Genomic DNA, 12,973 nt, shown 5'->3' on the forward strand with positions numbered 1-12,973 from the left:
GGCAAAATAATTGAATTGATAAAACTAATGAAAAGGTTTTCTTAAAATGTATTGACAAGGATAAACAATAGATTTATATTAAACCTATAAGGTACTTAGTAGACAAGTAGACAACAATATAATAAGACAACTAGGAGAATTCTATAAAAAAACTTCCGAGGTGACAAAAATGAAATTAAGTGTTGAAGAATTAAAGCAAAAAGCCATCGAGCTTAGACAAACAGCACTAACAATGGTTTACGAAGCACAATCGGGACATCCAGGCGGATCCTTATCTGCTGCAGATATCGTTACCACTCTTTACTTTAGAGAAATGAACATCGACCCGCAAAATCCAAAATGGGAAGATCGCGATCGATTTGTTTTATCAAAAGGACATGTTTGTCCAATCCAATATTCTGCACTAGCTTTGCGGGGATTTGTACCATATGAAACGATTCATACCTTAAGACAATACGGTTCCCCTTTCCAAGGACATCCTGATATGAAGAAATGTCCTGGGATCGATATTTCAACAGGATCACTTGGTCAAGGACTATCTTGCGCAGTCGGAATGGCATTAGCTGGAAAGCGTGATGAGAAAGATTACCGTGTATTTGCCATGGTTGGTGATGGAGAAGCTCAAGAAGGTCAAATCTGGGAAGCCGCTCAATCAGCTGCCAAGTATCAACTAGATAACTTAGTTGTATTCGTTGATGACAATGGTCTTCAAATTGATGGTACAACCGAAGAAGTTATGCCAAACCACGATTTAGAAGTTAAATTTGCTGCATTCGGTTTTGAAACTAAGAGAATCGACGGACATTCAATGGAAGAAATCGTAGCTACATTAGATGAGATTAGAGGTTCAAAGAACGGTAGGCCAAAAGCGATTATTGCAAACACAGTAAAAGGCCGCGGCGTTTCATTCATGGAAGATGTTGTTGATTGGCACGGAGTTGCGCCAAACAAAGAACAATATGAACAAGCAATCGCAGAAGTAGCAAGGGGGTTAAGATAATGACAGTTTTAGCAAAAGACATCCAAACAAAAAAAGCTACTAGAGAAGCATTCGGTGATGAAATTGTAGAATTAGGGAAAAATAATAAAGACATTTATGTTGTGGATATTGATATCGGTAAATCATGTAAAACAACTAAATTTGCTAAAGAACTACCAAACCAACACGTAAACGTTGGGATCGCTGAACAAAACGCTGCAGGTTTAGCTGCAGGTCTTGCGGCAACTGGTAAAATTCCATTCATCAGCACATACGCTGTATTCGGTTCATTACGAATGACTGAGCAAATTCGCCAAGAAGCTTGTTATCCAAACTTAAATGTTAAAATCGCTTGCTCTCACGGTGGTTTAACTCCAGCGAATGACGGTGGGAGTCACCAAGCTATCGAAGATATGGGTGTATATAGAACAATTCCGAACATGACGGTGGTTATGGGTGCAGATTATAACTCTACTAGAAAATTAGTCGCTCAAGCTGCAGAAATCCAAGGACCTGTATATCTTCGTTTCACAAGAGACGCCATGCCATTCATCTATGATGAAAGCGAAGAGTTCGTAATTGGAAAAGCAAAAGAAATCCAAAACGGAACTGACGTTGCAATCATCGCAAACGGTGACACTGTTCGTCTTGCATTAGAAGCTACCAGAGAACTAGAAAAAGAAGGCATCTCAGTTAAGCTATTAGACATGCACACTATAAAACCACTTGATAAAGAAGCTGTGTTAGAGTGCGTAGAAATCGGAAAAATCGTAACAGTAGAAGACCACAACATCCTTAATGGCCTTGGAAGTGCGGTAAGTGAAGTAGTAGCTGAAGCCGGTAAAGGAAAAGTAAAGCGTATCGGTGTTCAAGACCAATTCGGCCAATCAGCGCCTTATGAAAAGTTACTTGAACTAAACGGCATCACAGTAGAAAACATAGTTGCTAATGCAAAAGAACTTTTAAATTGAAACACGGAGAGGGTTCTTGAGTTTCCAACAACATCAGAACCCTCTGTTTACTAAATAAGAGTTTATAAGATTAAAATTGGAAACATGGGAACAGTCCCCATGTTTCCCTAACCTAGGAGGAATACATTAATGTTTGAATTAACTAATCGTGTAGCCATCGTAACAGGAAGTGGATCAGCAAAAGGAATTGGACGTGAAATCGCCTTAACCCTTGCTCGTCAAGGTGCAGCAGTGGTTATTGCTGATATTAATATGGAAGGCGTTCAAGAGACAGTGGACGTGATTAAAGAAGAAACGGGCAGTCAAGTATTAGGTGTTCAACTTGATGTGACAAGCAAAGAATCTGTAGATAAAATGGTTGAAGAGGTTCTTAAAGAATTTGGACGTCTTGATATCCTAGTAAATAACGCTGGTATTTCACAAAAAGTAACAGTAGAAGATATGACCCTAGATGATATCAAACGTATCTTCAATGTCAATATGTTTGGTTTATTCCTATGTTCTCAAGCAACTGCGAAAGTCATGAAAGAACAAAAGTACGGAAGAATCATCAACCTTTCTTCAGTATCTGGTAAGCGTGGCGGTGGAGTATTCGGTGGTGCTCACTACTCTGCATCAAAAGCTGCGGTTCTTGGTTTCTCTAAAAACATGGCTCGTGAAGTGGCACAAGATGGTATTACAGTAAACTCAGTAGCACCAGGATTAATCAACACTGAAATTTGGAAGTCGCTTCCGAAAGAACAAGCAGACGGCATTATTGCCAATATTCCAGCCGGAAGACCAGGGGAAACAAAAGATATTGCAGCTACCATCGCTTTCCTAGCATCTGAAGAAGCAGCTTATATCAATGGTGAAGATATCGATATCAACGGTGGACAACATATGGACTAATCACTCCGAATGATTAGTCGTACAGAAAACGATTGCCTCAAAAGAAGTTAATATAAATGCAAACATAAATAGGTTTAATCATGAAAAGAGGCTGTTCTATAAGTCGAGGAGTCAACTTATAGAACAGCCTCTTTTACATTCAAGATTAAGGTTTATTACTATTAAAATTTATTATAAGTGGTAGAAATTATACATTCTTGTGAATCAAATAAAGACTTATCCGATTATATCGAATGAAAGAAGGCCGATTATGAGGAAAATTGCGGTTTTAACAAGCGGTGGTGATGCACCAGGCATGAATGCGGCTATTCGTGCGGTAGTAAGAAGAGGAATTTATAAAGGGATGGATGTATTTGGAATTCATAATGGTTATGAGGGTTTATTAGAAGGATATATCACTCCGATGACATTAGGAAGTGTAGGCGATATTATTCACCGCGGCGGCACGATTTTACGGACCTCACGAAGTGAACGATTCAAAACAGAAGAAGGACAAAAAACGGCTTTTAATCAATTAAATAAATATGGAATTGATGGTTTGGTTGTCGTTGGTGGTGATGGTTCTTTTATTGGAGCTAGAAAATTAGGTAAAAAAGGTGTTCCAGTAGTTGGAATACCTGGGACAATTGATAATGATATTGCTGGTACAGAGTACTCTATTGGTTTTAATACAGCCGTCAGTACTGCGATTGATGCAATTGATAAAATTCGTGATACTGCCTTTTCACATGAGCGAACCTCCGTTGTAGAAGTTATGGGACGTGGAGCTGGAGACATTGCCTTATGGGCTGGATTATGTTCAGGTGCAGAATCCATTATCATTCCTGAAGCTTCCTATCGAATAGAGGATATTTTTGAAAGAATTACATGTGGGCGTAATCGCGGGAAAATGCATAGTATTATTGTCGTTGCCGAAGGTGTTTGTAGAGCTGAGGATATCAGCGTTGCATTAAGGGACCGATTTAAGTTAGATACAAGGGTTATTGTTTTAGGCTATCTTCAACGCGGAGGAACCCCAACTGCATACGATCGAATGATAGGTAGTCAAATGGGTGCAAAAGCTGTCGATTTGCTAATCGATGGACATGGCGGGAATATGGTAGGTTTTAATAGTGGGAAAATTGTCTATAAATCTTTTGAGCAAGCTGAGAAACAAGTTCATGAAATTGATATGTCCTTGTATCAATTAGCACGAACTCTATCTATATAGTGGAAGAAGCAGAAATCTATGTAAATCATGATAAATTAGGAGGAAACATATCCTACCCGGCCGGGAGCGATTAAAGCTACAGTGGGTGAAAAAAATACTCTTTTTGGTTCTCGGAATCAAGCGCAGTAACTTAGGAGGAAGAAAATATGAAAGTAGTCATTGCTTCTGATCACGGTGGTATAAATATTCGTAAAGAGATTATTTCTCTGTTAAAAGAAATGAATATTGAATATGAAGATATGGGCTGTGAGTGCAGTACATCTGTTGACTATCCGGATTATGCCCTGCCAGTAGCTGAAAAGGTTGCAAAAGGAGAAGTGGACCGTGGGATCTTAATTTGCGGAACAGGTATTGGAATGAGCATTGCAGCCAACAAAGTAAAGGGAATACGTTGTGCACTTGTGCATGATAAGTTTAGTGCTAAGGCAACGAGAGAACATAACGATACCAACATATTAGCTATGGGAGAGCGTGTGATTGGTCCAGGTCTAGCTCGTGATATTGCAAAAATATGGTTAACAACACCTTTTGATGGTGGTAGACATAAAAACCGTATCAATAAAATAAGAACATATGAAGCATAAATTGAATACTGACATGTACTATGCATAGAATAGTTGGTTATAGAACACTGGCGAATACAATTATCGTATACAAAAAATTGGGATATAAGTTGTAAATAGTATGTATGATTGATTTACATAACGACCCTTACAAAAAATAAAAGGTTTGGGTCTATTATTAAGGGGGATATTAATATGGCTTTAACTTCAATGAAAGAGATGTTAAACAAGGCGTTAGTAGAAGGGTATGCGGTTGGCCAATTCAACATCAATAATTTGGAATGGACACAGGCTATTTTAGCTGCAGCTCAAGAAGAAAAATCTCCAGTTATCCTCGGTGTATCTGAGGGGGCAGCTCGTTATGTAGGTGGATTTAAAGTAGTAACTGCGATGGTAAAAGTTCTTATCGAGGAAATGAATATCACTGTTCCTGTCGCGATCCATTTAGACCACGGTTCTAGTTTTGAAAAATGTAAAGCTGCCATTGAAGCTGGGTTTACATCAGTGATGATTGACGCTTCTCACCATCCATTTAAAGAAAATGTGGAAATCACCAAAATGGTAGTGGAATATGCTCATGAGCGTGGGGTATCTGTTGAAGCTGAATTAGGTACTGTTGGTGGACAGGAAGATGATGTGATTGCAGAGGGTGTTATCTACGCAGATCCACAAGAATGTGAAGAGTTAGTGAAGCTTACTAGTATTGATTGTTTGGCACCTGCGTTAGGTTCTATTCATGGACCTTACAAGGGGGAACCGAACTTAGGATTTGAAGAGATGAAACGAATTTGTAAAACAACCGGTTTACCTCTTGTTTTACACGGTGGTACAGGTATCCCAACAGATCAAATTCAAAAGTCAATCTCGTTAGGAACAGCTAAAATCAATGTAAATACAGAAAATCAAATTTCATTTACAAAAGTAGTGCGTGAAGTATTAAATGCAGACTCTGATGTGTATGATCCACGTAAATTTATTGGTCCAGGTCGTGAGGCGATTAAAGAAACAGTTATAGGCAAAATTCGTGAATTTGGTTCTTCAAACAAAGCGTACCAGTAACTTTATCGAGATTTACATTCAAAACTAAAAAAGAGAAGACTAGAAAAATCTTCTCTTTTTTCATTCAGTCCTTTTCAAGATAATTTGTTCTTCTCTCTCCCAGCAGTTTCGCAGCCTTTTTAGCCTTCTCTTGTTCAGGATTTGTATAGAGGGCAGCTGTTGTGGTTGAAGTATGACCAAGTTGAGTCATCAGCAAATGAATATCTCCTGATTGTTCCATTAAATTCGTTCCATAGGTATGCCTCAGTTTGTGTGGAGACATGGATTTATTGGACTTAAAGGCCTTCGTGTATTTCTTTACTAAAGCCTCGATGGCGCGGTTGGAAAGAGGGGTGGCTCCATCATTCACCCTAGTCAAGAATACATAGGCCGTATCTTCGTTTGATCCCCTATAACGTTCCGTTCGTACAGCTAGGTATTCTTTTATGTCCTGCATGGACGGAGGAGAGACAGCCACTACATCCTTTTTTCCGCCCTTACGTAAAACATGTATTTGTTTTTCCTCGAAATCCAAGTCTCGTAGCCTTAAGTTAGATAACTCATTCACTCGAATTCCACTTCCTAAGAAGAGAGATAAGATCGCAAAATCACGTTCCTTGTCCCTTTTAAAGTAAATGAGTTTCCTGGACTTTTCAGGTAGCTCCTTTTCATAGTCATGTTTCACGAATTCAAGAAACCGGGCATCCTCATCATTGTGGAAAATCTTTGTCGATAATCTGGAAGCACGTGCCCCCAACGTTTCTTTCACTTTATTCACTTCAATTTTCAACATAACATTTCGATAGAAGTAAGGTTCGCCTTCCTCATTTTCTGTCTGAGTCGTTAAATATTTGAAAAGGGAACGTAGTGCTGAAATTTTCCGATTGACGGATACTTTTTCCGCTTTTTTTGTTTCCTTCTTATTGATCGGGATATTTCTCCGTTCTAAAAATTTTATAAAGGATTGGGCTTCAATCAATTTCAACTTTTCCAGCACGGATAAGGGGATATCTTTAATATGCTCCTGATCAGCAATGCCTTCCGCAATCAGCCACTCCAAGAATAATTTATAATCAAGAACGTAATTCAAGAGGGTGGAAGGGGAACGGGTATCCAATTTATTGTCAACATATTCAACGATATAGAAAGGCATGGACTTAACCAGCTGTTCCAATTTCTGCTCATGGACTTGATGTTGTCTGGTATTGGCCATTGATTGACTCCTTTTTAAGTTTAATTTATGCGTAAAATTCAATTTTTACGAATAGTTGTTTACATAATTATATTATGTTTAAGTTACTAACTACTAACGTAATAAGCCCTCCACGGTAGGAGAGGACTGAAATAATTAACTTTTCACAGGAACTTTCACATACTCATATTTTTCTGGATTTTTAAGTTTATGAATTTCGATAGCATATTCAGCAGCATCTTTAGTTTCAAAAACTTCATCGAACTTGATTGTTTCTTTATTTGTATGGAGATCAAAAACACGAATTTTGTATTTCATCATAAAACCCCTTTATTAGAATTTGAGGATTTGTTTAGTATAGTCTGTGAAATCCTCAAGATGGTTCACAACAATTTGCTGCAAAATGTCTATATTCACCGTCTGGTAATCATGAACGGCTATGTTTCTGAAACCCACCATGGCCTTTAATCGTTTGACCGTATTTTCGTCGATAATTAAAGCCCCATGAAGCATGTCAAAAGCATCTCTGCTGGTTTGGGGCAATCCTAATTTCCGTTCAGCTACAATATCATCGCCAAGTCGATTGACGCTTCGCAGGCCCTTTGTATATTGAGGGTGATGGAGTCTTGTTTGGTATAGTCCTTGAGGTTTTCTGGATTGTTTTCGTATACAACCTTAACCCGATTCATGCAGCGTTCTATAACACTGATTTTGTTCAATATCACATCATTCTTCATAGATGGTCCCACTTTCTCCTATTTTTTTTAAGATATGTTCGCGTTCCTCATTCGATTTAGCGTACATGCTTAGTGCAGTCATTTGGAGGTTTTTCAGAAGGGTGTCATTCGCTGAATATATAATGGTACCGGTAGTATATATCTGGGCTTTAAATACCGTGGATGCTGTACGGATATTGACCAAATCCACCTCAATTTTCAGAATATCAGCCAATTCCTGTGCCAGCTGAAAAACTTCATATGTAGTAAGCGATTGATTCTCACAGTAGAATGCAATATCGATATCACTGTCTTTATGTGTAGATTTTTTGGCATAGGAACCAAAAATAATAATGAAAACGGGATCTATTTTTTTTATGAGAGTATCTTGAATGGTTTGAAACATCTCTGTATACATAAGACACGCTCCCTTAATTATTATATGAAGATTATACCAAACATTCATTCTCATGTCCATTTATTCGTAAAATGAGTATTTTACGAATAAATGGACTTGTGATTTTACCAGAGATAATCATATCTAAGTCCTTTAAGACAGCTCCGATCTTCAGCTAACGCACCCGTTAGCATTCCTGTAGATCGTTAAATATCAGGTTTGAAAAAAATAGAGCCCCTCAGTAAGATACGAGTATAGAGACCAATCTAACTCAAAATCTTAAGGAGGAAGCCCTACTATGAATTTTAAAATGCAAAACAAACAAAATCAACTAATTGAGAGAATTACGCCTCAACATCTAGTTGTTGGTGTGGATATTGCCCAACACGTACACGTGGCCCGTGCTGTAAACTTTAGGGGCATTGTGGCCGGGAAACCCTTGTCTTTTGAAAATAACGAAGAGGGTTTTACTCGATTACTAAACTGGATCCAGGAACTAAAACACATGAAAAACCTAGACACAACGATAGTCGGAATGGAACCTACCGGTCATTATTGGATAAACCTCTCAAAGTGGCTAGTCAAACAAAACATGGATGTCGTCACGGTCAATCCTCATCATGTCAAAAGAAACAAAGAAAATCGTGATAATACGCAATCCAAAAGTGATAAAAAAGATGCCCTTGTCATCGCTGATATGGTGAAGAATGGCTACTATGCCTTCGTTCGTTCCACTTCAGAATCATTTGAAAAACTTCGTGTCCTTATGGCTAACCGAGATGTGATCGTTAAGCGTCTTGTTAGCTCCATCAACCAAATTAATCGCTGGGTGGATGTTGTTTTCCCCGAGCTCCGGCAAGTGTTTAAAGACGTATCATGTAAAGGGGCAATCGCGACCCTACGCCTCTTTCCTACCCCAGCTGAATTATGTTCCTTACAGCCTCAAGATATCGTAACCGGGTGGAAATCATGTATGAAGCGACATTCCGGGCATAAAAATGCCCGTTCCCTGCTTGCATTGGCCAAGCGTTCAATTGGTACGAAACAAGCCCTTGATGCGTATAAACTTCACTTGGAACAGTTATTAGAGGAATATGATCTCGCTTCATCACAACTCGAAAGAGTGACGCAAGAAGTCACAAATGTCTTGGAAAAGATTCCATTCGTTAAGCAAATACTTGCCATTAAAGGAATCAGTGAGATTTCACTGGCGGGCATCTTAGGCGAAGCTGGAGATCTGAGTGGGTTCGCTCACGGGAATGCGCTCCTTCGTCATGCAGGATTGCATCTCGTTGAGGCCAGCTCTGGGAAGTGGAAAGGCCAAACGTGGAAGATCACGCCTACGGCGTTACCTCTTCCTTGCGACCATGAGTCTGGTGATGAATAACCCTGAGTTTAAAGCCCTACACTCAAATAATGTTAAAGTGAAGAAGATTAAGAAAATGAAATCCATCATGAAACTTTGTGGAAAACTCGCCCGTGTCCTAGTAGGTATTGCTCGTAATGGCTCTGCCTATAAACCGGAAATGGTCTTCCCTCTTGAACAACTAGCAGCGTAAATTTACATTCACATTGTTATTTTAACGAAAGTTGGCTTATTCGTAGGACTTCAAAGAAAGCACGAAGTACTGGATGTAATGAACAAAAGGGCAATGACCCGTTCCTTTAGCAAAACCGGCCTCCACCCCTTGGATAGGCATGACGAAGGAATGAAAGGGCATAGAATTATGACCCGTTGAGACATGGGAGGGAAAGCCTCCAGGGGCAGCGTGGAGAATGCGTGCAGTATATGTAATAATATGGGATTTTTGACAGATCCCCTATTTCAATCTGCCCTTATCTTATCAAAACGGTCCTATCTCTTTCGTCCATCTAAAGCAACCTATACCATGTGGTTTGAAATCCTGCGAATAAGCGAGTATTCGTGAGTATTATCTATTAAACTGAGGGAGTTCATTAAGAAAAATAAATAATTATGCCTTCTCTTTTTTAAATTTACTTTTAGCTAATTCCTCCTAATATTCAAAGGACAGCTTATCAGTAACATGTTTACACATCCTGCACCCTAAAAGTTCATGCACTTCGCCCTTAAACGAGCGCTTTTGATTTGCTTATAATTTGATCACGTTTAATCACGGGCATTTTTTTCAAAAATCATCTTCACTGCTTCACTAACCGTCTCAACGACATATGATGCTTCTTTTTTGACATCTTCATGGCCATGCGACATTGCAAAGCTGTTTGGTGTTAGTTTAAACATAGGGATGTCATTAAAAGAATCACCGATGCATGCGATTTCTTCGGGAGTGAGTTGTAAGTGTTTTAAAAGGATTAATAAGGCATTTCCTTTACTGATATTTTTCGGCATAATGTCAAGACAGCCTTCTTCAGAAACGAATGTATCAACATCTTCGTGAAAAACATCTTGAATTGCTTGCTGCATTTCCGATATTTCCTCATGATGGCCCAATACCGAAATTTTGGAAGGAACAAGGGATTTGCCAATTGCCTTTACCATGTCGCTTTCCTCCTTAATCGGAAAGAAAAAGCGTTCCTCGATTTTCCTTATGACATCATCTATTTGTGCCACAAAGTTGGTGTTATCGGAACAAATGATTGTGATGTTTCGATCTGAACAAGTCGATTCATAAAGCCTTTTTGCAAGCTCGTGTTCAAACGTTTGTGAATGAAGAGAAACGTGTTCATTGGTTATGACAAACGCTCCGTTTTGGCTCACGCGGTGGAACTGGTCTCCAATGGCCTTAGCCACTTCCAAAATTTCGTTGTCCATTCTTCCTGAGGCAAGGCAGATGTCTACATTATGTTCCCGTAATTTTTTCAATGCCTCAAGGTCATGCGGAGCCACTTGTTTGTTTTTATCAATTAACGTTCCATCTAAATCACTAACTAACAATTTAATCATCTTTATACTCCTCTCGTTGTTAAATAATTCAATGTCAAACTGGTCAATGCTTTTAAATTCATCAGTTGGAAAGTAATCAGTCCTCTGATCAGAATGTTTTTATTCTGTATCTGTAACTAGCACTTCCACACCCTGTTCTTCTAAAAATCTATATAAATTATTGAATATTGGTTGATTGGTAATAATGGTATCAATGGATTCAAATGTTAAAGCTCTGTAATTCTGTCGATGATTGTGTTTTGTATGGTCTATCAATAAGAAGACTTGATCAGTACGTTTTATTAATTCCCTCTTAAAGTAAATATCTTCTTCAGACCCATAATAAATGCCGTCTTCCGTAATACCTGCAGCTCCAATAAACACCTTATTGAAATGGTAATCTTTTAGTTTTTCTATGGACGAGAATCCTGTGACATGTCGAGTTGATTTATTTAAAATACCTCCCAAAACGTGTATAGTTGTATCTTCTGATTGAGCCAATACATAAGCACTATCAATTGAATTGGTTACAATGGTCACTTGTCTCGCTTTTAAGAATTGAGCTATAAAATTGACTGTGGTTGAAACGTCTAAATAAATCATTTCATTATCCGTTATCATACTTGCAGCTTTTTTTCCAATTAATTTCTTTGTTTCTGATTCGGTGTTTGATCGATACCGATAATCATCAATTTTTTTATGAAATGATTGTAATGCAACTCCACCATGAGTTCTAACTACCATTTCTTGCTTTGTAAGCTCTACTATATCCCTTCTTGCAGTATCACGAGAAATATCAAATGATTCACACATCTGTTTGATGTTCATTGTTTTATGAGTTTCTAAATAGTTAAGGATTCTTATCAATCGTTCTTCTTGATTCATTTTCAACCTCCTTAACTTAATCATAAGTTATTTTAAGTAAAAATTAAAGTGATTATAAGTAAAAATTCTAAAAGGATACTTATTATAAGTCATTTTAAGTCATTTAATATAGATTGATGCTAGTAAAGAACCTTTAATATAACCTTCTTCAAGTAACCTGCCCGTTAGTTGCATAAAGAAAGAGCTGCCTTAAAGACAGCTCCGACCTTACGCACCTGTTAGTGAAATAACTATAAACTCTCAGGTAAATGATGTTTATACATTTCTATTACATCATTATGTTCCTCTAATACAGCTATCGTTTTGGGATGTGGCTTTGTATAGATAACTGGATAGTCCTTTTCATCAAATTCCTCATGAGTGTGAAATGCTAATTTTTCTTCATCAATTGAAAATTGAGCATCAATCCCCTTTTTATTTCCACGAGCATCTAATCTTACCCATTTATTAATTGGTTTTAGGAAAACAGCATTTAAAGCGTGAATACAATACCCCTTTTCCGGTGTATCAAACAACATCAATCTTTGATAGCAGAAACCTGTTGGTATGCCTTGCGATCGTAATAAGGATGCGAATAGATTTGATTTTGCATAGCAAATCCCCTCTTTATAGGCTAATACATCTGATGCATTACAAGTAACACGTTTCCCTTGAATATCCCAAGAATGAGATATTTCGTCACGAACAAATTCAAAAGCTACTTTTGCTTTTTCAATTTCTGTTTGAGAAGGTTCGAAAAGGTCATCCACCTTTGCTCTAATTAAAGGGTTAGAATAATTGACTTCACTTATTTCAAGTAGATAATCATCCGATTTTTCTGACTCACAAATCATATTCACTAACTCCACCCACTCCTATTTTGTATAAAAATGTATATATTTATATTATTTTATATTAATGAGAACTGAATTTATAGGTGTACTGTTCAACTATCCTGCCCCTTTCGTATTATAAAGGTCAGCCAGTTATTTCTGGTTGAACAATTTTTATATCGATATATGATAACGGTAGCCGGGGTAGAACGTTCCTGCCCGTGGGGCTTGGACCCCGTCAACTAAACAGTTCGCCCCCTACTTGTAGAAACATGATTAGGCTGGTTGGGACAAAGATCTCGTATAACAAGCGAAGATATGATACTGCAAGAAGGATTAGGGGTTACCGGCAATAATATGTTTTTGGAGGAGATAAAAAATGAATCCAGTGGTTGGTCTGGATGTAGCGAAAGGTGA

Annotated in this window: 12 protein-coding genes and 2 pseudogenes; 7 read left to right on the plus strand and 7 right to left on the minus strand. The window is 38.1% G+C overall.

Annotation, left to right across the window (positions count from 1 at the left end):
* Positions 1-169 precede the first annotated feature (169 nt).
* The 6 genes from J7E52_RS15455 to J7E52_RS15480 all read left to right on the plus strand — a co-directional run bounded on the left by J7E52_RS15455 (position 170) and on the right by J7E52_RS15480 (position 5,673).
* A complete protein-coding gene (locus J7E52_RS15455; protein ID WP_082854670.1) occupies positions 170-1,000 on the plus strand; it encodes a transketolase in 831 nt (276 codons plus the stop codon).
* Entirely contained in the window at positions 1,000-1,950 is a 951-nt protein-coding gene (locus J7E52_RS15460; protein WP_095394096.1) for a transketolase family protein, read from the plus strand. Before J7E52_RS15455 ends, J7E52_RS15460 begins: the two co-directional genes overlap by 1 nt.
* 129 nt (positions 1,951-2,079) lie before the next feature.
* Positions 2,080-2,841: an SDR family NAD(P)-dependent oxidoreductase gene (locus J7E52_RS15465; RefSeq protein WP_214748189.1), complete on the plus strand. Its 762-nt coding sequence runs from the start codon at positions 2,080-2,082 to the stop codon at positions 2,839-2,841.
* A 250-nt stretch (positions 2,842-3,091) separates the two neighbouring features.
* Positions 3,092-4,051 carry a 6-phosphofructokinase gene (gene pfkA, locus J7E52_RS15470; RefSeq protein ID WP_214748193.1) on the plus strand — a complete coding sequence of 320 codons (960 nt, stop codon included), beginning with the start codon at positions 3,092-3,094 and terminating at the stop codon, positions 4,049-4,051.
* A gap of 146 nt (positions 4,052-4,197) precedes the next feature.
* Entirely contained in the window at positions 4,198-4,635 is a 438-nt protein-coding gene (gene rpiB / locus J7E52_RS15475; protein ID WP_214748196.1) for a ribose 5-phosphate isomerase B, read from the plus strand.
* A gap of 174 nt (positions 4,636-4,809) precedes the next feature.
* Positions 4,810-5,673 (plus strand): class II fructose-bisphosphate aldolase, encoded by an 864-nt coding sequence (locus J7E52_RS15480; protein ID WP_096340520.1) that lies wholly within the window; start codon positions 4,810-4,812, stop codon positions 5,671-5,673.
* Between the two features lie 64 nt (positions 5,674-5,737).
* Here the strand turns inward: J7E52_RS15480 and xerS are convergent, their stop codons facing one another.
* The 4 genes and pseudogenes from xerS to mntA form a co-directional block, all read right to left on the minus strand.
* Positions 5,738-6,865, minus strand: a complete 1,128-nt coding sequence (gene xerS, locus J7E52_RS15485) for a tyrosine recombinase XerS (protein ID WP_214748199.1) — start codon at positions 6,863-6,865, stop codon at positions 5,738-5,740.
* Between the two features lie 135 nt (positions 6,866-7,000).
* On the minus strand, positions 7,001-7,165 hold the full coding sequence (locus J7E52_RS15490; RefSeq protein ID WP_214748202.1) for a hypothetical protein: 165 nt from the start codon (positions 7,163-7,165) through the stop codon (positions 7,001-7,003).
* A 12-nt stretch (positions 7,166-7,177) separates the two neighbouring features.
* A pseudogene (gene hepT, locus J7E52_RS15495) lies at positions 7,178-7,581 on the minus strand (type VII toxin-antitoxin system HepT family RNase toxin).
* Positions 7,571-7,978, minus strand: a complete 408-nt coding sequence (gene mntA, locus J7E52_RS15500) for a type VII toxin-antitoxin system MntA family adenylyltransferase antitoxin (RefSeq protein WP_214748205.1) — start codon at positions 7,976-7,978, stop codon at positions 7,571-7,573. The pseudogene hepT and the gene mntA overlap by 11 nt, the downstream one beginning before the upstream one ends.
* A 277-nt stretch (positions 7,979-8,255) precedes the next feature.
* Between mntA and J7E52_RS15505 the strand changes: the two are divergent.
* A pseudogene (locus J7E52_RS15505) lies at positions 8,256-9,516 on the plus strand (IS110 family RNA-guided transposase).
* Positions 9,517-10,085: 569 nt separating this feature from the next.
* On the opposite strand, the gene J7E52_RS15510 reads toward J7E52_RS15505, so the two are convergent.
* The 3 genes from J7E52_RS15510 to J7E52_RS15520 all read right to left on the minus strand — a co-directional run bounded on the left by J7E52_RS15510 (position 10,086) and on the right by J7E52_RS15520 (position 12,583).
* Positions 10,086-10,880 (minus strand): HAD family hydrolase, encoded by a 795-nt coding sequence (locus J7E52_RS15510; RefSeq protein WP_214748208.1) that lies wholly within the window; start codon positions 10,878-10,880, stop codon positions 10,086-10,088.
* A 99-nt stretch (positions 10,881-10,979) separates the two neighbouring features.
* On the minus strand, positions 10,980-11,744 hold the full coding sequence (locus J7E52_RS15515; protein ID WP_214748211.1) for a DeoR/GlpR family DNA-binding transcription regulator: 765 nt from the start codon (positions 11,742-11,744) through the stop codon (positions 10,980-10,982).
* 230 nt (positions 11,745-11,974) lie between these two features.
* On the minus strand, positions 11,975-12,583 hold the full coding sequence (locus J7E52_RS15520) for a transglutaminase-like domain-containing protein (protein ID WP_396020284.1): 609 nt from the start codon (positions 12,581-12,583) through the stop codon (positions 11,975-11,977).
* Positions 12,584-12,973: the final 390 nt, after the last annotated feature.

Origin of the sequence: Bacillus sp. ISL-34 (assembly GCF_018613325.1) — a bacterium.
Taxonomy (GTDB): Bacteria; Bacillota; Bacilli; order Bacillales; family DSM-1321; genus Peribacillus.